22 protein-coding genes and 2 tRNA genes are annotated in these 23,014 nt (G+C 34.5%); 13 read left to right on the top strand and 11 right to left on the bottom strand.

Translation table 11 applies throughout. From position 1 onward, the window contains the following. Positions 1 to 138: 138 nt before the first annotated feature. The 4 genes from OZP08_RS06545 to OZP08_RS06530 all read left to right on the top strand — a co-directional run bounded on the left by OZP08_RS06545 (position 139) and on the right by OZP08_RS06530 (position 1,900). A complete protein-coding gene (locus tag OZP08_RS06545) occupies positions 139 to 855 on the top strand; it encodes a pirin family protein (protein ID WP_281323266.1) in 717 nt (238 codons plus the stop codon). Positions 856 to 972: 117 nt separating this feature from the next. After that, positions 973 to 1,257, top strand: a complete 285-nt coding sequence (locus OZP08_RS06540; protein ID WP_268848840.1) for a GNAT family N-acetyltransferase — start codon at positions 973 to 975, stop codon at positions 1,255 to 1,257. After that, a complete protein-coding gene (locus OZP08_RS06535) occupies positions 1,257 to 1,667 on the top strand; it encodes an OsmC family protein (protein WP_281323265.1) in 411 nt (136 codons plus the stop codon). Before OZP08_RS06540 ends, OZP08_RS06535 begins: the two co-directional genes overlap by 1 nt. Before the next feature lie 2 nt (positions 1,668 to 1,669). After that, positions 1,670 to 1,900 (top strand): (4Fe-4S)-binding protein, encoded by a 231-nt coding sequence (locus tag OZP08_RS06530; protein ID WP_281323264.1) that lies wholly within the window; start codon positions 1,670 to 1,672, stop codon positions 1,898 to 1,900. Here the strand turns inward: OZP08_RS06530 and OZP08_RS06525 are convergent. Further along, positions 1,897 to 2,454 (bottom strand): sugar O-acetyltransferase, encoded by a 558-nt coding sequence (locus OZP08_RS06525; protein ID WP_281323263.1) that lies wholly within the window; start codon positions 2,452 to 2,454, stop codon positions 1,897 to 1,899. The genes OZP08_RS06530 and OZP08_RS06525 overlap by 4 nt on opposite strands. A 460-nt stretch (positions 2,455 to 2,914) precedes the next feature. Between OZP08_RS06525 and fabD the strand changes: the two genes are divergently transcribed. Beyond that, a complete protein-coding gene (gene fabD, locus OZP08_RS06520) occupies positions 2,915 to 3,787 on the top strand; it encodes an ACP S-malonyltransferase (protein WP_268848837.1) in 873 nt (290 codons plus the stop codon). A gap of 224 nt (positions 3,788 to 4,011) precedes the next feature. Continuing rightward, a complete protein-coding gene (locus tag OZP08_RS06515) occupies positions 4,012 to 4,266 on the top strand; it encodes a hypothetical protein (protein WP_268848836.1) in 255 nt (84 codons plus the stop codon). Positions 4,267 to 4,420: 154 nt separating this feature from the next. On the opposite strand, the gene OZP08_RS06510 is transcribed toward OZP08_RS06515, so the two are convergent. From OZP08_RS06510 to OZP08_RS06500, 3 genes are all read right to left on the bottom strand, one after another. Then, the gene (locus tag OZP08_RS06510) at positions 4,421 to 5,620 is read right to left on the bottom strand and encodes a glycerophosphodiester phosphodiesterase (RefSeq protein ID WP_268848835.1); all 1,200 of its coding nucleotides are present in this window, start codon (positions 5,618 to 5,620) and stop codon (positions 4,421 to 4,423) included. A gap of 149 nt (positions 5,621 to 5,769) precedes the next feature. Continuing rightward, entirely contained in the window at positions 5,770 to 6,783 is a 1,014-nt protein-coding gene (galE, locus tag OZP08_RS06505; RefSeq protein ID WP_268848834.1) for a UDP-glucose 4-epimerase GalE, read from the bottom strand. Between the two features lie 101 nt (positions 6,784 to 6,884). Next, positions 6,885 to 8,015, bottom strand: coding sequence for a DegT/DnrJ/EryC1/StrS family aminotransferase (locus OZP08_RS06500; RefSeq protein WP_281323262.1), 1,131 nt, complete (start codon positions 8,013 to 8,015; stop codon positions 6,885 to 6,887). Between the two features lie 282 nt (positions 8,016 to 8,297). Here OZP08_RS06500 and OZP08_RS06495 point away from each other — a divergent pair, with 282 nt between their 5' ends. Both OZP08_RS06495 and OZP08_RS06490 read left to right on the top strand, forming a co-directional pair. Next, the gene (locus OZP08_RS06495; RefSeq protein WP_268848832.1) at positions 8,298 to 9,533 is read left to right on the top strand and encodes a 3-deoxy-D-manno-octulosonic acid transferase; all 1,236 of its coding nucleotides are present in this window, start codon (positions 8,298 to 8,300) and stop codon (positions 9,531 to 9,533) included. Between the two features lie 257 nt (positions 9,534 to 9,790). After that, the gene (locus OZP08_RS06490; RefSeq protein WP_268848831.1) at positions 9,791 to 10,030 is read left to right on the top strand and encodes a hypothetical protein; all 240 of its coding nucleotides are present in this window, start codon (positions 9,791 to 9,793) and stop codon (positions 10,028 to 10,030) included. A gap of 162 nt (positions 10,031 to 10,192) precedes the next feature. Here the strand turns inward: OZP08_RS06490 and OZP08_RS06485 are convergent, their stop codons facing one another. The 4 genes from OZP08_RS06485 to mutS all read right to left on the bottom strand — a co-directional run bounded on the left by OZP08_RS06485 (position 10,193) and on the right by mutS (position 13,586). Then, positions 10,193 to 10,540, bottom strand: coding sequence for a YegP family protein (locus OZP08_RS06485; RefSeq protein WP_268848830.1), 348 nt, complete (start codon positions 10,538 to 10,540; stop codon positions 10,193 to 10,195). 122 nt (positions 10,541 to 10,662) lie between these two features. After that, positions 10,663 to 10,748: transfer RNA gene (locus tag OZP08_RS06480), tRNA-Leu, on the bottom strand. A 14-nt stretch (positions 10,749 to 10,762) separates the two neighbouring features. Next, positions 10,763 to 10,835: transfer RNA gene (locus OZP08_RS06475), tRNA-Gly, on the bottom strand. 144 nt (positions 10,836 to 10,979) lie between these two features. Continuing rightward, a complete protein-coding gene (mutS, locus tag OZP08_RS06470; protein WP_281323261.1) occupies positions 10,980 to 13,586 on the bottom strand; it encodes a DNA mismatch repair protein MutS in 2,607 nt (868 codons plus the stop codon). A 154-nt stretch (positions 13,587 to 13,740) separates the two neighbouring features. On the opposite strand from mutS, the gene OZP08_RS06465 reads away from it, so the two are divergent. Then, positions 13,741 to 14,211 carry a DUF1573 domain-containing protein gene (locus OZP08_RS06465; RefSeq protein WP_268848829.1) on the top strand — a complete coding sequence of 157 codons (471 nt, stop codon included), beginning with the start codon at positions 13,741 to 13,743 and terminating at the stop codon, positions 14,209 to 14,211. A gap of 82 nt (positions 14,212 to 14,293) precedes the next feature. After that, positions 14,294 to 14,824 (top strand): RNA methyltransferase, encoded by a 531-nt coding sequence (locus OZP08_RS06460; protein WP_281323260.1) that lies wholly within the window; start codon positions 14,294 to 14,296, stop codon positions 14,822 to 14,824. Positions 14,825 to 14,937: 113 nt separating this feature from the next. On the opposite strand, the gene folK is transcribed toward OZP08_RS06460, so the two are convergent. Then, positions 14,938 to 16,071, bottom strand: coding sequence for a 2-amino-4-hydroxy-6-hydroxymethyldihydropteridine diphosphokinase (gene folK / locus OZP08_RS06455; protein WP_281323259.1), 1,134 nt, complete (start codon positions 16,069 to 16,071; stop codon positions 14,938 to 14,940). Positions 16,072 to 16,198: 127 nt separating this feature from the next. Here folK and sppA point away from each other — a divergent pair, with 127 nt between their 5' ends. Together sppA and OZP08_RS06445 are read left to right on the top strand one after the other, a co-directional pair. Then, positions 16,199 to 17,956 carry a signal peptide peptidase SppA gene (gene sppA, locus OZP08_RS06450; protein WP_268848827.1) on the top strand — a complete coding sequence of 586 codons (1,758 nt, stop codon included), beginning with the start codon at positions 16,199 to 16,201 and terminating at the stop codon, positions 17,954 to 17,956. Between the two features lie 133 nt (positions 17,957 to 18,089). After that, entirely contained in the window at positions 18,090 to 20,690 is a 2,601-nt protein-coding gene (locus OZP08_RS06445; protein ID WP_281323258.1) for an AsmA family protein, read from the top strand. Positions 20,691 to 20,834: 144 nt separating this feature from the next. Here OZP08_RS06445 and OZP08_RS06440 read toward each other — a convergent pair whose 3' ends face one another. Further along, entirely contained in the window at positions 20,835 to 21,074 is a 240-nt protein-coding gene (locus tag OZP08_RS06440; RefSeq protein WP_349293464.1) for a DUF2797 domain-containing protein, read from the bottom strand. A 409-nt stretch (positions 21,075 to 21,483) separates the two neighbouring features. Here OZP08_RS06440 and OZP08_RS06435 point away from each other — a divergent pair, with 409 nt between their 5' ends. After that, complete coding sequence (locus tag OZP08_RS06435; RefSeq protein ID WP_268848826.1) at positions 21,484 to 22,020, top strand: hypothetical protein; 537 nt, start codon at positions 21,484 to 21,486, stop codon at positions 22,018 to 22,020. A gap of 252 nt (positions 22,021 to 22,272) precedes the next feature. Here the strand turns inward: OZP08_RS06435 and OZP08_RS06430 are convergent, their stop codons facing one another. Beyond that, positions 22,273 to 22,680 (bottom strand): helix-turn-helix domain-containing protein, encoded by a 408-nt coding sequence (locus OZP08_RS06430; RefSeq protein WP_268848825.1) that lies wholly within the window; start codon positions 22,678 to 22,680, stop codon positions 22,273 to 22,275. Positions 22,681 to 23,014 lie beyond the last annotated feature (334 nt).

The raw sequence follows: 23,014 nt of genomic DNA, 5'->3' as shown, positions 1-23,014 counted from the left end.
CCTAACAGGTTTTAAAAACCTGTTAGGTCTCCGTTAAAACCTAAAAAACCGGAAGTTTTCTTTCTTAATCTAGATTAAGTGTCCTCCGCCCAAAACGATTGTAAATTTGTATAACAAAAATCACTAAATTTATATATCATGAAAAATACAGTTTTACACAAAGCCGATACAAGAGGACACGCAGATCACGGATGGTTAAATGCTTATCATAGTTTTAGCTTTGCAAGTTGGTACAATCCGGATAGAGTTCAATTTGGTGCTTTACGCGTTTTGAATGACGATACTATTGCAGCCGGAATGGGTTTTGGTACACATCCGCATGACAATATGGAAATCATCACCATTCCACTTGAAGGCGATTTGGCTCACAAAGACAGTATGGGTAATGCAGCTACCATAAAAACAGGTGATGTTCAGGTAATGAGTGCCGGAACTGGAATCCAACACAGTGAATTCAATCCAAACGCTGATCAACGCACAAAACTTTTCCAAATTTGGTTATTCCCAAAAACAAGAAACGTTGAACCTCGTTACCAACAAATTACTTTAGACACTACTGAACAAAAAAATAATTTTGCCCAAATATTATCTCCAAATTCTGATGATGCCGGAGTTTGGATTCACCAAGATGCTTGGTTTCATTTAGCCGATTTTAGCGCTGGTTTTTCTAAAAAATATGAGCTAAAAAAAGAAGGAAACGGTATTTATATCTTTGTAATTTCAGGAAAAATTACTGTTGACGATCAGGAATTGGAAACCCGTGATGGTTTGGGCATAACTGATTTTAAAGCTTTAGACATCAAAGCGACAACAGACTCAAAATTTCTATTAATGGAAATTCCAATGGGATATTAATTAAGGTGCTAAGATTCTAAGACTCTAAGTTTCTAAGATTAAAAACTTAGAGACTTAGGTACTTTAAAAAAAACTTAAAAACTCAGCATCTCAGTAACTTATCAACTTTTAAAAAAAATGAACGAAGAAGTACAATTAGAAATAAACGATAGAAAAGGTTTTTTCCACATAGACGTTAATGGTAAAACCGAAGCCAAAATGACTTTTGTGTTTGCCGGTCCGGATAAAATCATAATAGACCATACCGAAGTAAACGAAGGTAATAACGGAAAAGGTTATGGAAAAAAACTGGTGGCCAAAGCAGTAGAATATGCCCGAGAAAAAAATATTAAAATTATACCGCTTTGCCCTTTTGCAAAAAAAGTATTTGACAAAACTCCCGAATTTAAAGACGTATTATAATGGAAAATCTTTTCGAAAATGACATACTTGGTCATATAGGCACTCAAAAGTACTTATGCAACATCACTTGGAGAAAAGGGCAATTCCTTATGGATGAACCCGAAAATACTGGAGGAAAAGATTTAGGGATGGATCCTTTTTCGACTTTACTGGCTTCTTTGGCAGGCTGTACTCTTTCTACCCTGAGAATGTACATAGATAGAAAAGAATGGGCAATTCCAGAAATAAATATTTCACTAAATTTATATCAGGAAACTTTAGACGGCGAACTGACAACAACCATTAAAAGAAACATCACATTTTCAGAAGAAGTTAGTGTCGAGCAAAAAGATCGACTATTAATTATTGCTGATAAATGTCCGATTTCAAAATTACTTAAAGGAAATATAACCATTAACACATCACTTTAGCCATGGACCCAAAAAACATCAAAAAAGAATATACCAATGGTGAAGTTACCATTGTATGGCAATCCGGAAAATGCATTCATTCCGGAAATTGTGTGCGTAATAATCCAGACGTTTTTAAACCGAAAGAACAACCATGGATTACACCCGAAAATTCAACTACAGAAAAAATCATAGAAACTGTCAATAAATGCCCATCGGGCGCTTTGACCTTTTACCTGAACAAAAAAGATTAACCCTCATTTAATTTCCGAATCACTTTAGCAGGATTACCCACTGCTAAAGAATTTTCGGGAATATCTTTAGTCACAACAGATCCGGCACCAATTACACAGCCTGCACCAATAGTAACTCCTGGGCAAATTACTGAGTTCCCCCCTATCCAACAATCATCTCCAATCGATACAGGTTTTGAACTTTCGACAGTTCTTCTTTCGATGGCATTAAGCGGATGGGTTGCCGTGTAAACATGTACTCCCGGCGCAAAGAAAACATTGTTTCCTATGGTCACTTTCATCGTGTCTAAAACCACACAATTAACATTGAAATAAACATTCTCTCCAGAATGAATATTGTATCCATAGTCACAATGAAACGGCGGTTCTATATACAATCGTTTATGAGAATTGGGCATTAACTCCCGCAGAATGGCACGGGATCTTCCATTCATCAAATATTCGGTAACATTCAATTTATGCAATAACTTTTTGGCTTTCGTTCGCTCTTCTACAAGTTGTTTATCATTGCAAAAATAAGGTTCGCCCAAAAGCATTTTTTCTTTTTCAGTCATTTTTCGTACAATTCAAATTAGCAACTGCAAAGTAGAAAAAATTTGTTTTCGATTTTATTATAATGTGAAAACAAATGACTTTAAAATAACCGCAAATTCGCAAACTATTTTTTTAAATCGAAACGTATATTTTTATCCAAATTCATTTGCATTAATTCTACTTATAAATGACAGCATAATAACACCTTTATAAATTTGCGGTAAAAAATCACACATTCTTTCTCTCTTCTTATATAAATAACAGATCTTTCTTTAGCCCTGATGGAAGGGAAAATCTCCCGATTTAGAAAAGCAAGGCTTTTTTGCCGTAGTTTTTCTAAATTGGGAATTGGAATGACAGCAGGAGAAATCTTCTTAAGGTGCAAAAAATTGCTGCTCCTAAAAAAAATAGTATTTTTGCTGTCGATTTTTGGTTTTCACTTATAAAAATCTGAACCTTATAACTAGTAAACAAAAAAATATGAAAGCATACGTATTTCCAGGTCAAGGAGCACAATTCACAGGAATGGGTAAAGACCTATATGAAAACTCCCCATTAGCAAAGGAATTATTCGAAAAAGCAAATGAAATTTTAGGTTTCCGCATTACAGACATCATGTTTGAAGGGACTGCTGAACAATTGAAAGAAACCAAAGTAACACAACCTGCAGTATTTTTACACTCGGTTATTTTGGCTAAAACTTTAGAGGATTTCAAACCAGAAATGGTAGCAGGTCACTCTTTGGGAGAATTCTCAGCATTGGTAGCCAATGGCGTTTTGTCTTTTGAAGACGGATTAAAATTAGTTTCACAAAGAGCTTTGGCAATGCAAAAAGCTTGCGAAATAACACCTTCTACAATGGCTGCCGTTTTAGGATTGGCTGACAATATCGTTGAAGAAGTTTGTGCATCTATTGACGGTGTTGTGGTGGCTGCTAACTACAACTGTCCTGGACAATTAGTAATTTCCGGAGAAACTACTGCTGTAGAAAAAGCTTGCGAAGCAATGAAAACTGCTGGTGCTAAACGTGCCTTATTATTACCTGTTGGAGGAGCATTTCACTCACCAATGATGGAACCTGCAAGAGAAGAACTTGCTGCTGCCATTGAAGCGACTACGTTCTCTACTCCTATTTGTCCTGTGTATCAAAACGTAACGGCAAACGCAGTATCTGACGCTAATGAAATTAAGAAAAACTTAATCATCCAGTTGACTGCTCCTGTACGTTGGACACAATCTGTACAACAAATGATCTCCGATGGCGCTACTTTGTTTACTGAAGTAGGTCCTGGAAAAGTATTGACTGGTTTAATTGGAAAAATTAACAAAGAAGCTGCAACAGCGAATGTTTAATTTTTAGATAGCAGGTTGCAGATTTTAGACTGCAGCTATAGCAAATCAATACTATAGAATCCTCACGAACTGATGTTCGTGGGGATTTTTTATATCTCACTGTAAAACAAAGTTTTGAATTTCATTTTTTCTAAGAAATTATACATTTGTCATATTTTTATATAGAAAAAGTTTTATCTTTAGGAAGTTAATTCATCTAATTATTAATTCAAAAAAACTATAACATGAAAAAAGTACTATTAAGCTTAACATTAGCTATCGCTTTACTAACTTCTTGTAAAGAGAAAACACAGGATAAAGTAGAAGAAGCCGCAGGTGCTGTTAAAGAAGAAGTAAAAGAAACCGCAGATACTACTGTACATAAAGTAGAGACCGCTGTTGATACTGCAAAATCTAAAGTTAATAAAGCTGTTGAAACCGGCGCTGCAAAAGTAGAAGAAACTGCAAAAGAGGTTAAAGAGAATGCTAAGAAAAAATAAAAAAGCCGAATAGAAATCACAATACTATAGAATCCTCATAAACTTATGTTTATGAGGATTTTTTTATTTAACCTTTTCACATTTAACTACTTGAAACAAAAAACCCCAAACAATCATTACAATCGTTTGGGGTTTACACACTAAATGTAATTAATTATCTTGCCTGAATAGCCATATCTGTAAAATCAGAAAACAAGCCATCCAATCCTAATTTATAGAAAGCCTGGTATTCTAAAATTGGATTGTTATAATAGTTGTGCAATAAGCGACGCCCTTCATTTCTAAATGTATAAGCATGCACTTGCAAACCTTTTTTATGCGCATCCGAAATTAATGTGCTTGGAGGCAGCGCTTCTTTATCAGAATCATCAACTTTACCGTCTGCATTTATATCATCGGCTTTGCCATCATTATTGGCATCTGTCCCTTTATACGAAATAATAAAAGGTTTCCATGGGCCAATACCGTTGGCATAGGTTTTAACAAAATCTAAACCGGCTTGCGTTCTAAAAAAACCATAATCTCTGGTATCTCCTTTTAGATACCAATCATATGGTTTTCCGTCAGAAATAATTTCACCAGCTGGAACCGTAAAAACTAAATCCCCGTTTAGAGTCACATCATAACAGCTTAACAATTGAATGATTTTCACAGTCGATTTACTTCTGATGTATTGCAAATTAGAAACCTCAAACGACTGAACATAAACTGGAGATGAAGCGTCATTCCAACCTTCGGCAGTCAAAACTTCTAACAGTTTATCCGTGATTTTTAGGTTTAGCGCTTCGTGAAAAGAGGGGTGCTTTGTTTCTGGATAAATCCCTATAACTCGCCCAGTTTGTGCTGATCTTTGTTTTGCCAAAGCAACAACTTCCTCAAATGTAGGGATTGAGTATAGGTTATTATATTGTTGTGAACGTTCTGCAAAAGCTTGTTTCGCTTTTAATTTTTTAATCTCTACCAAAGTAAAGTCGCAAACAAACCAATCCGTTACCATTGCTCCATCAATATTTCTAGTCGTTTTTTTGGACGCAAAAGCAGGAATGTCAGCTACGTTTGTTGTTCCGGACAGCATTGGTTCATGACGCACCACCAATTGACCGTCTTTTGTCATTACCAAATCAGGCTCGATAAAATCGGCTCCCATATCAATCGCTTTGGTATACCCTTCTATCGTATGCTCCGGCAAATAACCCGATGCACCACGATGGGCAACTACAATAGGGTTTGCTCCTGTTAAAGTAGGATACTTGGCATTTTGATCTGAATCATTTTGATCGTCCTTATTGCAGGACAATAACAACATTGCGCCACTCAAAAGAATTGCGCTTTTTAAAACATGAATTGAGGTCATAAATTTATATTTTTAACAAATAAATTCAATTCCCCCTTAATTGGCGTTAGCGCTGAGTTAAGTATCTGTTATTTAAATTTTATAAAAAAACCTAACTATCAATTGATAGTTAGGTTTTTATCGGTTTCAAAATATTCTGTAAAGCTTCTTTACGAACGAATCTTCTCTTCCCATTTCCAAGCACTGGCCATGGCTTCATCTAAGGTAGATTCTGCTTTCCAGCCCAATACATCATTTGCTTTATCTGTATTGGCATATGCTTCGGTAATGTCACCTTCTCTACGAGGAACAATTTTATAAGGTAGTTTTTTATCGCTCACTTTTTCGAAACTATGTATCACTTCTAATACAGAACTTCCTGTTCCTGTTCCTAAATTGAATATTTCTATTTTTTCAAGGTTTTTTCCGTTTAATAAACGTTGTAATGCAATCACGTGAGCTTTTGCCAAATCTACCACATGTATATAATCACGGATACAAGTTCCGTCTGGTGTAGGATAATCATCTCCAAACACTGATAATTCCTGACGTACTCCAGAGCCTGTTTGGGTAATAAATGGCACTAAATTTTGAGGAACGCCTATTGGCAATTCTCCAATTTCTGCAGATGGATGTGCTCCAACTGGGTTAAAGTAACGCAATAAAATAGCATTAACACTAGTTACTTTGGCCACATCACTAATAATTTCTTCCCCAACTTTTTTGGTGTTTCCATAAGGCGACATTGGTTTTTGTACAGGAGCGTCTTCTGTAATTGGCATTTCTTCTGCTTGTCCGTAAACCGTACATGAAGAACTAAAAATGAAGTTGGCTTTATCTTGTTTAGAAAGCTCTTGCAAAAGATAAATCAAAGAAGTGATATTGTTTTCATAATACAATAATGGGTTCCCAACGCTTTCTCCAACTGCTTTAGATGCCGCGAAGTGAATAACTCCCGAAACATCATTATGCTTTTTGAAGAAATTACGAACTAACTCTTTTTCTCTTAAATCTAATTTTTCAAAAATTGGTGTTTTGCCAGTAATCGCAACAATACCTTTCAAAACCTCTTCTGATGAATTAGAAAGGTCATCAATAATAACCACTTCAAAGCCTTCATTTTGTAATTCTACAACGGTATGAGAACCGATAAAACCTAAACCTCCTGTAACTAGTATTTTCATATTTCTTTTTTTTGGTACAGACGCGATTCATAGCGTCTCTTTAATTAATATGTGAATTTCTATTTCATAAAAAAGACGCGAAAATCGCGCCTCTATGGGAATCATTTTAAATACTCTAAAACGCTATCCGTTATAAATTTAATTTGCTCATCATCTAATTCGGTATGCATTGGTAAAGAAAGCACTTCTTGAACTAACTGATTCGTAACCGGGAAATCTTCCTCTTTATAACGAACATCCAAATACGCTTTTTGTAAATGCAATGGAATCGGATAGTAAATAGCACATGGAATTCCTTTATCCAATAAATGTTGCATCAATCCATTTCGATCAGCATTGATGATTCTCAAAGTATACTGATGAAAAACGTGATCATCTCCTTTTGAATCAAATTCCGGAACTATTATATTAGAATGTCCAGAAAGAGCTGCATTGTATTTTCCTGCTGCTTCACGACGTGCCGCATTGTATTGATCTAACAAAGGTAGCTTCGCGTTTAAAACTGCTGCCTGAACACTATCTAATCGAGAATTCACTCCTACTACATCATGATGGTAACGCTCGTACATCCCGTGATTAACGATACCTCTAATAATATGAGCCAAAGCATCATCATTGGTAAAAATTGCTCCACCATCACCATAACATCCCAAGTTTTTTGATGGGAAGAAAGAAGTAGAAGACACATGACCTATTGTACCTGCTTTCTTTTTAGTTCCATCAGAGAATGCGCAATTAGCTCCAATAGCTTGAGCATTATCCTCAATTACAAAAAGATTATGCTCTTTGGCAATAGCCATAATTTCCTCCATATTGGCAGCACGACCAAACAAATGTACCGGAACAATTGCTTTTGTTTTTGGAGTTATTGCTTTTTTAATTGCATCGATAGAAATATTCATATTTTCCATATCAACATCAACTAAAACTGGTGTTAACTGTAATAAAGCAATCACCTCAACAGTAGCTGCAAAAGTAAAATCGGCTGTGATTACCTCATCTCCGGGTTTTAACCCAAGCCCCATCATGGCAATTTGCAAAGCATCTGTACCATTTGCACACGGAATAACATGCTTAACATCTAGATATGTCTCTAATGATTTTTGAAATGAATGAACCTGAGGTCCGTTAATATAAGTATTGGTATCCAAAACTTCCTGTATAGAAGCATTTACAGTTGCTGCAATTTTATCATATTGACCTTTTAGGTCAACCATTTGTATTTTTTTCATGTAATCTTTTTTTAGCACCCCATATCTCACCGAGGGCAATTAATCGAAGTATAGACATTTTTAAGACGTAGGCTATCAAATAATCTTAGCATTCTTAAAAAGCTGTACAAAAATAGTTATTTAATGAGTTCAAACCAATGAAACCCACATTAAAAAAGATTTTTCTTCTGAGGAAATAAAAAAACATCCTGATAATTCTTGAGATGATCCCAAAATTTTAAATATTTGTTTTCGAAAGAAAATAATATAAAGAAAATGTAATTTAGCACAAAAAAAATACTGATGCACTTTCTTTATAATTTAACCTTACTACTTGCTCAATTTATACTGAAAATCGTAGCTCTTTTTAGCCCCAAAATGAAGCTTTTTATAGAAGGCAGAAAAAATGTTTTTTCGACTTTGGAGCTAAAGATACAACCAACAGATAAAACCATTTGGTTTCATGCAGCATCATTAGGCGAATACGAACAAGGTTTACCCGTAATTGAAAAAATTAAAGAAACCTATCCCAATCATAAAATTATAGTTACCTTCTTTTCTCCATCGGGTTATGAAGTTCGTAAAAACAACACCGTTACTGACGCGACTGTTTATCTACCTCTGGACACTCCAAAAAACGCCAAACATTTTTTAAAACTGGTTCATCCGGATCTTGTTTTCTTTATTAAATATGAATTTTGGATTAATTATCTGGATCAACTAAAAAAACAAAACATCCCTACTTACTTAATTTCCGGAATTTTTAGAGAGAAACAATTATTCTTTAAGTGGTATGGTGGATTTTACAGAAAAGCGCTGGACACTTTTACTCATTTCTTTGTACAAAATGAAAACTCAAAAAAACTAATAACCGAATTGGGCAAAACCAATGTTACCATTTCTGGTGATACCCGATTTGATAGAGTAGTTGCAATCTTAGAAAAAGACAATACATTAGATTTCATTGCTGAATTCAAAAACAATAGCACAACCATAGTAATTGGCAGTTCTTGGCCTAAAGATGAAACCTTACTAATCGAATACATCAATTCTTGTACTCTTGATGTAAAGTTTATCATTGCTCCGCACAACATAAAAGCAGAACAAATTGAAAACTTAAAGAACAGCATCAGCAAAAAAGTGGTTTTATTTTCAGAAAAGGAAAGTAAAGATTTATCCCAATACAATGTATTTATAATAGACACCATAGGCATTCTTACCAAGATTTATAGTTATGCGGACATTGCTTATGTGGGAGGTGGTTTCGGAAACCCAGGTGTGCACAATATTCTGGAACCTGCCACCTTTGGAGTACCCATAGTTATAGGCTCAAACTACTCACATTTCGAAGAAGCAACTAGTTTAGTGCAATTAGGAGGTTGTATTTCGATATCCAATCAAAAAGAGTTGGAGCAAGCTTTATCTACCCTTATTCAGAACAATGAAACAAGACATCATAAAGGTCAAATTTGCAGCTCTTTTGTACAAAAAAACAAAGGTGCCACAAATAGCATTATGACAAGAATCATCAAGCTCTAGTACCTAAAATAATAATAACAAGAGACTCTTACTATCAACTTATTCCTAAATCTATCCCTTAGAATTCCAAAACCTCTCAAAATGAGCTATTAAGACAGTAAAGCCTGTAAAACAAGTCTTAGATTTTTGATTTTATCACAAAACCCTAATGTCCTGACAGAAAATTATTTTTAAAAAAAAAATGAAAAAATATTCTACATATTAAAAATTTTATATCTTTGCCCCGAATTAATAATTAACCTTTATATTAAATTAAGATGAAAAAAGTATTTTTAAGTTTAGCTGCTGTTGCTGTATTAACTGTTGTATCATGTAAAAAAGCTGACGCTGCTGCTGAAGAAACTACTGCTGTAGATTCTACTGCTGTTGTTGCTGACACTGCTGCTGTAGTTGCTGATACTGCTGCTGTTGCTGTTGATTCTGCTGCTGCTGCTCCTGCTGCAACTCCAGCTGCTACTACTACTCCAGCTGCTACTGAAGCTCCAGCTGCTAAGTAATTTCAAAATTACGCAAGAAAAAAATAAGCTGCATTTAGTGCAGCTTTTTTTATGCCTTGACATCAGACCTATAATTCTTTATCAATCAAAGAAAAGGTGCTAAAAAAATACCATCCCAAAACCGAGATGGTATTTTTTTTTGTTTTTTATATATTTAAAAACTCAATCCAAAAAAATCAAATCATTACTTGAGAAATCCAATATCTCAGACAATGCCGCATATTTTACAATTTCATCAATCCCTTTCTGAACCCTCAATTCCGTAGTATACTTTCTACTGATCGCAAATGGAGCCCCATCCAAAAACAGCTTAAAAAAATATTTACCTCCAGCCGATTTGTATTTATAAAAAGCCGCAAGATCTATATTGTTTTTAAAATACTCCACCCCTTCTTCGCATTCAAATTTCAATTCATAACTCAAACTTGTAAAAATCACTTTCCCTTTTCTCGAAGTAAAAACAAATTTATACTGACCATCAAATCTTTTACTTATCACAAAAGCACCCATTGAATTTTGAATTTTAATTTTAAATTACAGATTTTAGATTTAGGACTCAAACCACAAACACCGCAAAGGATTACGAGTTTTCACAAAATAAAAAAGCTTCAAACATAGTTTGAAGCTTTTAGTACTCAGAGCGGGACTTGAACCCGCACGAACATTGCTGTTCACTGGATTTTAAGTCCAGCGTGTCTACCAATTTCACCATCCGAGCATTATATGGTGTTGAGCGAAAAACGGGGCTCGAACCCGCGACCTCGACCTTGGCAAGGTCGCGCTCTACCAACTGAGCTATTTTCGCATTTCATTTCTTAAAAAGAACCGCAACACTTATTTAGTATTGCGGTTGCAAATTTAGGACATTTATTGAATTACACAAGGCTTTTTTATAAAAAAAACAAAGATAAAATATAACCTTCTGACAACGTTTACTTTAAATACGAAATTATTTCCTAGATAACATCCTTTTAATTTCATTGAGCTTCATCAATGCTTCAACTGGCGTTATCGCATTAATATCTAAGCTAACGATCTCCTCTTTGATCTCTTCCAACAAAGGATCATCCAGATTAAAGAAACTCATCTGCATTTCTTCTTTTTCAGACTTTATTCCATTTAAGACATCACTCGAATGATTTTTCTCTAACTTCTTCAGCATCTTTTGTGCCTTTGAAACAACCAACTGAGGCATTCCCGCCATTTTAGCCACATGAATACCAAAACTATGTGCACTTCCTCCTTTTACTAATTTTCGAATAAAAAGCACCGTGTCCTTTAATTCTTTTACAGACACATTGTAATTCTGAATTCGAGGCATAGTTTCAGTCATCTCATTCAGTTCATGATAATGCGTTGCAAACAATGTCTTAGGCTGAGACGGATGTTCATGCAAAAACTCAGCAATAGCCCAAGCTATAGAAATCCCGTCATAGGTACTGGTTCCTCTACCTATCTCGTCTAACAGAACCAAGCTTCGATCCGAAATATTATTCAAAATAGAGGCCGTTTCATTCATTTCGACCATAAAAGTAGATTCTCCCATCGAAATATTATCCGAAGCTCCAACTCTGGTGAATATTTTATCTACAATTCCCATTCTAACGCTTTCTGCAGGAACAAAACTTCCCATCTGTGCCAGCAACACAATCAAAGCTGTTTGACGCAATATTGCCGACTTTCCAGACATGTTAGGTCCAGTAATCATAATCAATTGTTGCGCTTGTCTATCTAAGAAAACATCATTAGTAATATACGGCACGCCTACTGGCAATTGTTTTTCAATTACAGGATGTCTTCCTTCTTTTATTTCAAGTTCGAATGTTTCGTCAATTTCCGGACAAACGTATTTGTTTTCGATTGCTAATTGGGTAAAAGAACACAAACAGTCTAATTGCGCTACCAAATTAGCATTCATCTGAACTGGTTTGATATAAGTAGCTATCCAACTTACTAATTGCTCAAATAAATCATTTTCGATTTTTTGAATCTTCTCTTCAGCTCCCAGAATTTTAGTTTCATATTCTTTTAACTCTTCGGTAATATAACGCTCTGCACTTACCAGAGTTTGCTTTCTAATCCATTCTTCAGGAACTTTATCTTTATGAGTATTTCTAACTTCTATATAATACCCAAAAACATTATTGAACGATATTTTCAAAGATGAAATTCCAGTTCGTTCCGACTCTCTTCTCTCAATCCCTTCCAAAAATTGTTTTCCTGATGTAGATATGGCTCGCAAATCATCCAATTCAGCATTTACTCCTTGAGCAATAGCATTCCCTTTGGCAACAGCCACCGGAGCATCTTGATTCAAGGTCGTTTTTATCTTTTCGCGCAATAAATCACAGCTATGCAAACTATCCCCGATTACTTTTACCGCTTCTTGAGGACTCTCTAATGCCAATGTTTTAATTGGGATAATAGCATCTAAAGACTCTTTCAGATAAACCACTTCACGAGGTGAAACTTTACCAGTGGCAATCTTAGAAATCAAACGCTCCAGATCCGAAATCTGTTTGATTTGACCCTGTATATTTTTTAAAATATCCTGATTTTCATTCAAATAAGAAACTACTTGATGACGACCTTTTATTTTATTACTATCTTTTAATGGTAAAGCCAACCAACGTTTCAACAAACGCCCTCCCATTGGCGAAAGCGTTTTATCAATTACATCAAGCAATGTAACAGCATTAGGATTGTAACTGTGATATAATTCCAGATTACGAATCGTGAATCGATCCATCCAAACATAAGCATCTTCAGCAATTCGCTGAATCGCCGTGATGTGCTGTACTTTATTGTGCTGTGTTTCGGATAAATAATAAAGAATCGCGCCCGAAGCGATAATACCTTCTTTTAATTCTTCAACCCCAAAACCTTTTAGAGAAACAGTTTGAAAATGCTTAGTCAGTGTTTCAAAAGCATAATCTTCTTTAAAAATCCAATCTTCTAAATAGAAATTATGAAAATCCTCTCCAAAAGCTTCCTTAAAATCATTTTTATTGTTTTTTGGAACCAAAACTTCACTTGGATTGAAATTTTGAAGTAGCTTATCTATATACTCCGCATTTCCTTGTGCGGTAAGAAACTCACCAGTAGAAACATCCAAAAAGGAAACCCCAATCGTTTTATTGGCAAAATAAATTGCAGCTAGAAAGTTATTGGTCTTAGATTGCAAAACTTCGTCATTCATAGAAACACCAGGCGTAACCAACTCAGTCACCCCACGTTTGACAATCGTTTTGGTCATTTTTGGATCTTCTAATTGATCACAAATCGCAACACGAAGTCCTGCTTTAACCAATTTAGGCAAATAAGTATTAATAGAATGATGTGGAAAACCAGCCAAAGCGGTCTCAGTTTCGGAACCAGCTCCTCTTTTAGTTAATGTAATTCCTAGAATTTTTGAAGCCCGAACGGCATCTTCTCCGAAAGTTTCATAAAAATCCCCAACACGAAATAACAAACAAGCATCAGGATATTTCCTTTTGATCTCGTTGTATTGTTTCATTAATGGAGTCTCCTTAGCTATCTTCTCTTTTGTGGCCAAAATTATTGTATTTGAATGAATAAAAAACTCAGCGAATTTATAATTTTATACCTCAAAAAACTAAGGTGTAAAAAAATTAAATTATTTTTAAGAGAACATATCAATACAATTTTGTTTATTTGTATAAATTTGTCAATAATTTTAAAAAAAGACTATGAAAAAAATATTCTTATTAGCATTGCTAACTGTTTTAGGAACTACGATTTCTAACGCTCAAGAAACTTCAAAAAAGAGCAAAAAAGCAAAAACTACTACAACTGCTGCTCCTGCTTTACCAAAAGTTGACGGTGCCGGAATGGTTTTTGAAAATGAAACTATTGACTACGGAACTGTAGCTCACAATGCAGATGGTAACCGTCAGTTTGTATTTACTAACAACGGAAACAAACCGTTAATCATTACAAACACACAAGGATCTTGTGGATGTACTGTACCTACTACACCAAAAGAACCTATTGCTCCAGGAGCAAAAGGAGTTATTGGAGTAAAATATGCAACTGACAGAGTTGGTCCATTTACAAAAACAGTTACTGTAACATCTAACGCTGCAGGACAGCCATCTAAAACACTAACTATTAAAGGAAATGTTTTACCAGATGCTGCACCAGCTGCTACAAAAAGCTAATATTATCTTTTTATACCATACAAAGAACGGCTTCCTAGATTTTAGGAAGCCTTTTTTATAAACCATTACCATTACCCAAACGATGAGAAAACTAGAAAACAGCGAACTAGAAAGAAAATCAATTGCCGATTTTAAAAAATCAGAAAAAACCCCTCTGATTTTGGTTTTGGATGATATTCGCAGTTTACACAACATAGGATCTGTATTTAGAACAGCCGATGCTTTTTTGATAGAAAAAATAATTTTGTGTGGTATTACTGCAACTCCGCCAAACAAAGAGATTCACAAAACAGCACTTGGTGCAACCGAAACCGTAGCCTGGGAACATCACGAAAATGTTTTGGAAGTTATTACTAATCTAAAGAAAGAAAACATCACTACACTTGCCATCGAACAAGTAGAAAGTTCTATTTTTCTTCAAGACTTCAAAGTAGACAAAAATCAGAAATACGCTTTAATCTTCGGGAACGAAGTATATGGAGTAGCTCAGGAAGCTGTAGCTCTGTGCGATGGTTGCATAGAAATCCCTCAGTTAGGAACCAAACATTCCTTGAACATTTCTGTAAGTGCCGGGATTGTAGTTTGGGATTTATTCAAACAATTTAGGCATTAACCAATTGGTAATCGAAGTACTCCCTATAACAAATAAGAAATATCACAGGAAATGTCATTTTTTTTTACACACTAATGGCTATTGCCTATTGGCTAACCACTAAAAGCTAAAAACTAATTACTTTTCTCCTGTATAGAATTTAGAACAAAAAGATAATCTTCTTGTTTATTTACAAAATCACGATCTGAGACATCTATCACCAAAACATTCAAATTGGTTTGGGTTTTGATATATTCTAAATACCCTTTATTGATTTTTTCTAAATATTCTGCTGTGATATCTTGCTCATAAACCCTTCCTCTGTTTTTTATATTTTGTAACAATCTCTCCGTGTTTTGATAGAGATAAATATACAAATCAGGTTTTGGCATTTCTTTATAAATGATATCAAACAGTGTACGGTACAATCGAAACTCATCGTCACCCAAGGTAATTTTAGAAAACAATAGCGATTTAAAAATATGATAGTCCGCAATTATAAAATCTTTAAACAAGTCAAACTGAGATAAATCATCTGACAATTGCTGATACCGATCTGCCAGAAAGGACATTTCCAAGGAAAAGGCATATCGATTTTGATCTTCATAAAATTTAGGCAAAAACGGGTTATCCGCAAACCGTTCCAGTACCGTTTTGGCATTAAAATCTTGAGCCATTTTTAGTGCCAAAGTCGATTTTCCAGCACCAATATTACCCTCAATGGCTATATAGTTGTATTGATTTAATTGTATTTTATCTAAAGGGCTTTTTAATTCCTGCACCACTTTACAAACACTATCATCAGATGTAGTTTCAATCAACTGTGAGATAGATTTTTTTAAAATGGGGTGTTCCCAATCTAAATTCAAATCCTGAAAAGGCAACAAAACAAATTTTCTGTTTTGCATTAATGGATGCGGAATTTGAAGATGTTCAATATTGACAACTTTATCATCAAAAGCTACCACATCAATATCAATAATCCTAGATTGATAGCCTGCATTTTCGCTTCGGATGCGTCCTAGTTTTTTTTCTACAATCAACACCTCTTCAAGGATTTGCTGAGGAGTTTGAGAAGTATGTAAAACTAATGCACAATTGTAAAATGCCTCGCTTTCAAAACCCCAAGAAGGTGTTTCGTATAGCTTGGAAACTTTTATAATGGTACCTATTTCCTGATGGATAAATTCAATGCATTGTTCGATGTTTGCTAATCGATTGCCTTGATTGCTTCCTAGAGATAAAACGACTTGATGTTGTGAATTCATATTAGGCACAAATTAACTAAAAGAAATTCAGAATAGCAGTATATTTGCCTAGAGTGTTGCAATTTATTTTCATCGTTAAATGTAACAAACCAACACTTTTTACTACTTATTTAAAAAATAGAATTATATGAGATTTTTAGGAAATGTGATGGCTACCATTATTGGTATTTTTGTTTTTTTCATGTTGCTTTTCTTTGGAATTGTTCTTTTAGGAGCCATTTTTGGGGAAGAGTCTGAAGGAGTAACTGTTAAAAGCAATTCGGTTATTGAATTAAATCTGAAAGATATTTGTTATGACTATGCCGGAAAATACAAAGATCCTTGGATGGAAGTTTTTTCTGAAAAGAAAAGCATTGGTTTTATAGATATCATTAATGCCATCGAAAAAGCAAAAACAGATAGTGACATCAAAGGAATATCTATCTTGAACGAAGATTCTTCGTTAGGATTAGCACAAAGCAAGGAACTTAGGGATGCATTGGAGAGTTTTAAAAAATCTGGAAAGTTTGTTATGGCCTACTCCAATGATTTTTCACAAAGAGATTATTATCTAAACTCTGTTGCCAATACTATCTACTTAAACCCTGCTGGTGATCTTGATTTTAAAGGTTTATCTACCGAAGTAATGTTCTTTAAAGACTTACAGGAAAAATCAGGAATAAAAATGGAGGTTATTCGACACGGAAAATACAAAAGTGCCGTTGAACCTTTTCTTGAGAACAAAATGAGTGACGCCAACAGAGAGCAAACAACTGCTTTACTTAACTCTGTTTGGAATTCAGTTCTTACTGATATTTCAGCAAGTCGTCATATATCAATAGACCGTTTAAATGAAATCGCAACTGGCTTGTTAGCCCGTACTCCAGAAATGGCCAAAGAGAATAAACTTATTGACATTATTGCCTATGAGGATGTATATCATGACGCTATCAAAAAAGCACTGAAAGTAGAAAAAGATGAAGATTACAACAAAGTATCGATATCTGATTACGCACAAAAAATAGCAACTACCTCAATAAATACAAGTACTGACAACCAAATTGCGGTAATTTATGCCCAAGGGGAAATAGCAAGCGGAGAAGGTGATGTTAACACAATTGGAGAAGGTTCTATGCGTCGTTCTTTTCAAGAAGCCAGAAAAGACAAAAACATAAAAGCAATTGTACTTCGCGTGGATAGTCCAGGTGGAAATGCCTTGACATCTGACTTAATTTGGAGAGAAATTGAGTTAACCAAGAAAGTAAAACCAGTTGTAGTATCTATGGGGAATTATGCAGCCTCTGGAGGATATTATATCGCATGTAATGCCAATACCATTTTTGCAGAAAAAAACACTATAACAGGTTCTATTGGGGTTTTTGGAGTATTACCAAACTTTAGCCAGTTATCTACCAAAATAGGAATAAACACTGAACAAGTGATGACAAATGAAAATGCTAATTACAGTCCGTTTGTACCTTTGAGTCAAAAGTTTAAAGGAGTAACTCTAGAAAGCATCGAAAGAGTATATAAAACATTTGTAAGTCACGTTGCCGAAGGACGAAAATTGACAGTTGCACAAGTAGATTCTATTGCACAAGGTCGTGTTTGGACTGGTACCGAAGCCAAAAGAATTGGACTGGTAGATAAAATAGGAAATCTAAACGATGCCTTAAAAGAAGCAGCAGCTTTAGCCAAAATCAAAGACTACTCTACCCAAAACTTCCCTGAGTACGAGAAAAACTTCAGTGATTTATTTGCCAAGCTTCCTTTTGCTAAATCCAAAGAAGCTTTAATCAAAGAAGAATTAGGTGAAGAAAACTATTTTGTTTTACAACAAATAAAGAAAGTACAACTTCAAAGAGGAATTCAGGCTAGAATGCCTTTTGAAATCTCAATTCAGTAATCAATTTTACCATTCAATATCAAACCCTTTCAGGTCATAAAACTGAAAGGGTTTCTTTTTATGATAATTTTACAGAACAACTAATTAATAATCTCTTATTTTTGTAAAGAACAACCCCAATCATTTAACACATATGCCTAAGAAAATTTTAAAAATCGTTGGAATCGTATTAATAGTACTCGTTGCTTCCTTATTCGCCATTCCGTATTTCTTTAAAGATCAAATAAAAGCCAAAATTACCGAAGCAATCAACGAAAAAGTAGACGCCAAAGTTTCCTTTTCGGATGCCGATCTAAGTTTATTCAAAAATTTCCCTAAAGCAACAGTAACACTAGATAAATTATTGATTATCAACAAAGCTCCTTTTGAAGGAGACACTTTGGTTTCTTTGGGCGAATTGAACTTAAACATGTCTATCAAAGAATTATTTAAAGATAAAGGAGAAGCCATGCAAATTGAAGGAATCACTTCAAAAAACGGTTTTATCAATATTATTTTTAATAAAGATGGAATAGGAAATTTTGACATTGCCTTAAAAGAAAACAAACCTGAAGAGGAAGGAAAAAAAAGCCCAATGCTATTGAAAATCCAGAAATATCAAGTTGAGAATTTCAAGTTTCAATATTTTGACGAAGCCTCACAAGTAAGAATGATTATTGACAGCTTAAACCATGAAGGTAAAGGTGATTTCAATGCATCAAAATTAGATTTAGACACCAAATCGACAGCTAAAATATCGCTTGATATGGGCAAGATCAATTATATGAAGAATGTTTCATTATCATTGGATGCCATTTTGGGAATTGATTTAGACAAAAGCAAATACACTTTTAAAGAGAATAAAGCATTGATCAATCAATTACCGTTAGAATTTGATGGTTTTATTCAAATGGTAGATGCAGGACAAGTGTATGATTTGAAATTCAAAACACCAACTTCCTCATTCAAAAACTTTTTAGGTTTAATTCCTGCTGTTTACTCTTCGAGTTTGGAGGGCGTAAAAACTACCGGAGACTTTACAGTTAAAGGTTTTGCCAAAGGTATGCTTACAGATACCACTATTCCTAAATTCAACATTGCAATAGCTTCCAATAACGGTTCTTTCCAATATCCGAACTTACCAAAATCAGTTCAAAGTATTGTAATCGATACTAAAATTGTAAACGAAACAGGTATAATGAATGACACTTATGTCAATCTGGACAAACTCTCTTTCAAAATAGACCAAGACATTTTTAATGCCAAAGCTAACATAAGAAACATAAGCACTAATGCATTAGTTGATGCTGCCCTAAAAGGAACTATCAATTTAGCCAACCTTTCTAAAGCGTATCCTATAAAACTAGACAAACCACTTACCGGAATTTTGAAAGCGGATGTGACAACCAAATTTGACATGGCCTCTGTAGAAAAAAGTCAGTACCAAAACATCAATAATGCCGGAACTATTGGTTTAACAGGATTTAATTATGCTGATGCCAATGGAAAAAACATGATTATTAGCTCAGCTTTGGTTCAATTCAACCCTAGCCAAGTGCATTTGAAACAATTCAATGCTAAAACCGGGAAAAGTGATCTTAGCGTAACTGGGGTTTTAGATAATTTTTATGGCTTTATGTTTAGAAAACAAGAGCTAAAAGGAAATTTCAATATGACTTCTAATCAATTGGCAGTTGATGATTTTATGACTAACAGTTCTGCTCCTGCCGGAAAAGCCGAAGCCACTACTGCGAAAGCTAAGAAATCAGAACCTTTGAAGATTCCCGCTTTCCTAAATTGTTCGCTTACCGCAAAAGCCAATACGGTTTTGTATGATAACTTAACACTGAAAGATGTTTCAGGGAAAATGATTATCAAAGACGAGAAAGTAACTTTAGAAAATGTAAAAACATCTATTTTTGGAGGAACTATTGGTGCTAGTGGATCTGTTTCTACCAAAGCTAAAACACCGGTATTTGATATGAATTTAAACCTAAACCAAGTTGACATTCAACAAAGTTTCACTCAATTGGATATGTTGAAAAAAATAGCTCCAATTGCCGGTGTTGTCAATGGAAAAATCAATACCAACATCAAATTGAATGGAAACCTGAATGCTACAGAAATGACTCCTGATTTAAAAACTCTTTCGGGTGATTTGATTGGACAATTGCTTTCTACTACCGTAAGTCCTAATAGCTCGACGATGCTAAAAGCATTGAGCTCAAATTTGAAATTTATTGATTTGAATAAAGTAAATCTTAATGATATCAAAGCAGCTCTTACTTTTGAAAATGGTAAAGTAAATGTAAAACCATTCGAGATAAAATACCAAGATATCAAAGCTGTTGTAGGTGGTACTCATGGTTTTGACCAAAATATGGATTACAACATCAAGTTTAATGTCCCAGCCAAATACTTAGGTAAGGAAGCCAACGCTTACATATCGAAAATGTCACCGAGTGATGCTGCTAAATTCGAGAATATTCCAGTAACAGCATTAATGACAGGAACGTTTAGTAATCCTAAAATTTCATCGGATATTAAAACGGTGTTGACTAACCTCACAATGCAATTGGCCAAACAGCAATCCGATAAACTAGTCAAAAAAGGAACTTCGGAATTGGATAAATTGCTGAATAGTGGTAAGAAAACTGATGCCGACACCACTAAAACCAATGCTCAGAAAGAAGATATTAAAAAGAAAGCTGGTGATTTACTCAACGGACTGTTTAAAAAGAAAACAACTCCATAAGATTAAGGCCTTAAGTGACTAAGTTTCTTAGATTCTAAGTAATATTAGAAACCCGACAGGTTTTTAAAATCTGTCGGGTTTGTTTTTTTATTTAATAGTCAAAAAAAAAGACTGAGTTGCTAAGAATCTTAGTAAGTCTGAAACTTAGAGTTCCAATCGAACTACATATCCCTCGAAACTTCGGATATTGAAAACAGTTCCATCTTCAAAAATGAGGTATTGCCCTTTTATTCCCGTTAGTTTCCCTTTATAATGAGTTGTTTTATCCAGACTCAAACTGTTTACTTTTTTAGGGTAATTCAAAACGGGATAGTGCATTTCATACAAATCAGCTTTGGTAATTTCAAAATACTCGCGGGTTTCCATCGGAATCAAATCAGCCACTTTCTGATGCTCGTTTGCAACGAGTACTCACTTAAATTAAAAGACAAATTGTAGCGTTTGCAGCGCGGGTAACTAAAACATAAGCCGTTGCATTAGCGGGAGATTGTAGAACCTTCATAGTAATCTATTTATATAAGCCGCGTTGCAAATGCTTTATTTAGTTGATTGAAGTAAGTAGGCACTCGTTTCAAACGAGCGCCAGATGGGATTAACTTCCTCTGGACTATTTGAAATTATAAAACTATTAGTAGTAAAATAGAAACGGCATATAACTGCTACTACAACGGATTTGGGCAATTAGCTTAATGGGAAGTTGGTTTTGTGTTTGGAAAATTTGTGTTTAACCGAAAAATCTCGCATCTTTATTCCCCAAAACCTCGCCAAGCGCCAAGACGTTGTGTACAATACCATGAAAAGAACTTTAAACATACTTCTAATACTACTTTCAACTTTGAGTTATTCACAAAACAACTCAGAATCCGACGTTTTTAAAAAAATCATTGATGACCAAATTGGAAAGGGTACATTTGGAATATATGTTCAATGTGAAAAATCAAGAACTTATTTTGACCAAACAATTTTTAAAGAAGAAACTGGACTTGAAGTCCCTGAAAACATACTAAAAGAAATCGAAGCAAACGTTGCAAAAAGCAGTAATGGAATTTGGAATTTAAAATTAATAAACGAATTGAATTACGGCTCTAGTTCTATAAATAGCGAAAAATGTTTGACTAATAAAGACGCCGAAGAAATATTTGAAAAAACAAAAAAATGGCAAAACATAATTTCTATAAGCGAACCTGTTTTTGACAATAATTACGAGAATTGTGTTGTTTCTATTACTTACTGGAGATTTACAAATAGTGTACATGGAAGCAAATATTTTTTAAAAAAAGTCTACGGAATTTGGACAGTAATAGCTGTGTATGGAATTTCGATGTCTTAAAAAAGTACTGTACACAACAGCTACTACAACGGATTTGGGCAAAAGACTTAATGCGAAGTTGGTTTTTTGGGATGATTTGCTTCGCCTGTTCGCTATCGCTCGGGTGGCAAATCGGAATAATGGGATCAATTTAGTCCCAAACCCGCTGTAGTCCCGGAACGTTAATACAAATTTCATCCATAAAACAAAAAAAGAGACTTCAAGCTACTGAAGTCTCTTTTTTGTTAGTAATTATAATAAAATTCAGGAGTTCTATTTTTTCAATAGTTTCTCTAAATATTCAACTTTATCTTTTTCAGCTTGAAGTAAACGTTCATAAAGCTTTCCTTTTTCTTCAAAAACTTCAACTAATTTTTCGATAGGATTAAAACTTGGCTGATAATTAAACAATGCACCATTATCGCTGTTGTTAACTGTATTTCCAATAATGTTAAAAACAGCTTCTTCTGAAAAGTTTTTGAGAACCTCTTCATTTACTCCAAGTGCTTTTGCAACTTCAAGTAATTTTTCATCTTCAATAGTTTCGCTGTTTTCCATATTCGAAATAGTTTGCTGACTCACGCCTAAAGCAATTGCTAATGCTTCCTGTTTCATTTCACGCAATTCTCTAATGCGGCTGATGTTGCGTCCTATGTGTTTTGGTTTTGTTGCTGTGTTCATAATTCAAAGGTATTAAATCGGTGCGGAATTTTTGTTGGTAAAATACCAATGATGAATTGTATGATACAATCTCAATTGGCTGGGTACGGCTGGAGCTGTTTAGAACTTGCCATGACTTAAACAAAAATACACATTTGCCAAAGAAGTTTCATTCAAAAATTTAAAATTATATCTCACAACATTTCAAATCCTAAAAACATGCCACAAAAGGATTCCCCTCCGCAAAGTCATGAGACTTTGTGGAGCGTACCCAATAATTTTAGGCAACCTTAGGAAAGCAAATTTCTTTATGTTGCTCGTTTGCAACGAGTACCAACTTATCGCGATTAGGGAA

Source organism: Flavobacterium aestivum, from assembly GCF_026870175.2.
Classification (GTDB): Bacteria; Bacteroidota; Bacteroidia; order Flavobacteriales; family Flavobacteriaceae; genus Flavobacterium; species Flavobacterium aestivum.
Note: the sequence above shows the minus strand (reverse complement) of the source record. Positions and strands in the feature narration are given on the sequence as shown.

What these genes read in the sequence shown, in the direction of transcription:
- OZP08_RS06545 (WP_281323266.1), top strand. Translation starts at nt 139, where the DNA reads ATGAAAAATACAGTTTTACACAAAGCCGATACAAGAGGACACGCAGAT.
- OZP08_RS06540 (WP_268848840.1), top strand. Translation starts at nt 973, where the DNA reads ATGAACGAAGAAGTACAATTAGAAATAAACGATAGAAAAGGTTTTTTC.
- OZP08_RS06535 (WP_281323265.1), top strand. Translation starts at nt 1,257, where the DNA reads ATGGAAAATCTTTTCGAAAATGACATACTTGGTCATATAGGCACTCAA.
- OZP08_RS06530 (WP_281323264.1), top strand. Translation starts at nt 1,670, where the DNA reads ATGGACCCAAAAAACATCAAAAAAGAATATACCAATGGTGAAGTTACC.
- OZP08_RS06525 (WP_281323263.1), bottom strand. Translation starts at nt 2,454, where the DNA reads ATGACTGAAAAAGAAAAAATGCTTTTGGGCGAACCTTATTTTTGCAAT.
- fabD (WP_268848837.1), top strand. Translation starts at nt 2,915, where the DNA reads ATGAAAGCATACGTATTTCCAGGTCAAGGAGCACAATTCACAGGAATG.
- OZP08_RS06515 (WP_268848836.1), top strand. Translation starts at nt 4,012, where the DNA reads ATGAAAAAAGTACTATTAAGCTTAACATTAGCTATCGCTTTACTAACT.
- OZP08_RS06510 (WP_268848835.1), bottom strand. Translation starts at nt 5,620, where the DNA reads ATGACCTCAATTCATGTTTTAAAAAGCGCAATTCTTTTGAGTGGCGCA.
- galE (WP_268848834.1), bottom strand. Translation starts at nt 6,783, where the DNA reads ATGAAAATACTAGTTACAGGAGGTTTAGGTTTTATCGGTTCTCATACC.
- OZP08_RS06500 (WP_281323262.1), bottom strand. Translation starts at nt 8,015, where the DNA reads ATGAAAAAAATACAAATGGTTGACCTAAAAGGTCAATATGATAAAATT.
- OZP08_RS06495 (WP_268848832.1), top strand. Translation starts at nt 8,298, where the DNA reads ATGCACTTTCTTTATAATTTAACCTTACTACTTGCTCAATTTATACTG.
- OZP08_RS06490 (WP_268848831.1), top strand. Translation starts at nt 9,791, where the DNA reads ATGAAAAAAGTATTTTTAAGTTTAGCTGCTGTTGCTGTATTAACTGTT.
- OZP08_RS06485 (WP_268848830.1), bottom strand. Translation starts at nt 10,540, where the DNA reads ATGGGTGCTTTTGTGATAAGTAAAAGATTTGATGGTCAGTATAAATTT.
- OZP08_RS06465 (WP_268848829.1), top strand. Translation starts at nt 13,741, where the DNA reads ATGAAAAAAATATTCTTATTAGCATTGCTAACTGTTTTAGGAACTACG.
- OZP08_RS06460 (WP_281323260.1), top strand. Translation starts at nt 14,294, where the DNA reads ATGAGAAAACTAGAAAACAGCGAACTAGAAAGAAAATCAATTGCCGAT.
- folK (WP_281323259.1), bottom strand. Translation starts at nt 16,071, where the DNA reads ATGAATTCACAACATCAAGTCGTTTTATCTCTAGGAAGCAATCAAGGC.
- sppA (WP_268848827.1), top strand. Translation starts at nt 16,199, where the DNA reads ATGAGATTTTTAGGAAATGTGATGGCTACCATTATTGGTATTTTTGTT.
- OZP08_RS06445 (WP_281323258.1), top strand. Translation starts at nt 18,090, where the DNA reads ATGCCTAAGAAAATTTTAAAAATCGTTGGAATCGTATTAATAGTACTC.
- OZP08_RS06435 (WP_268848826.1), top strand. Translation starts at nt 21,484, where the DNA reads ATGAAAAGAACTTTAAACATACTTCTAATACTACTTTCAACTTTGAGT.
- OZP08_RS06430 (WP_268848825.1), bottom strand. Translation starts at nt 22,680, where the DNA reads ATGAACACAGCAACAAAACCAAAACACATAGGACGCAACATCAGCCGC.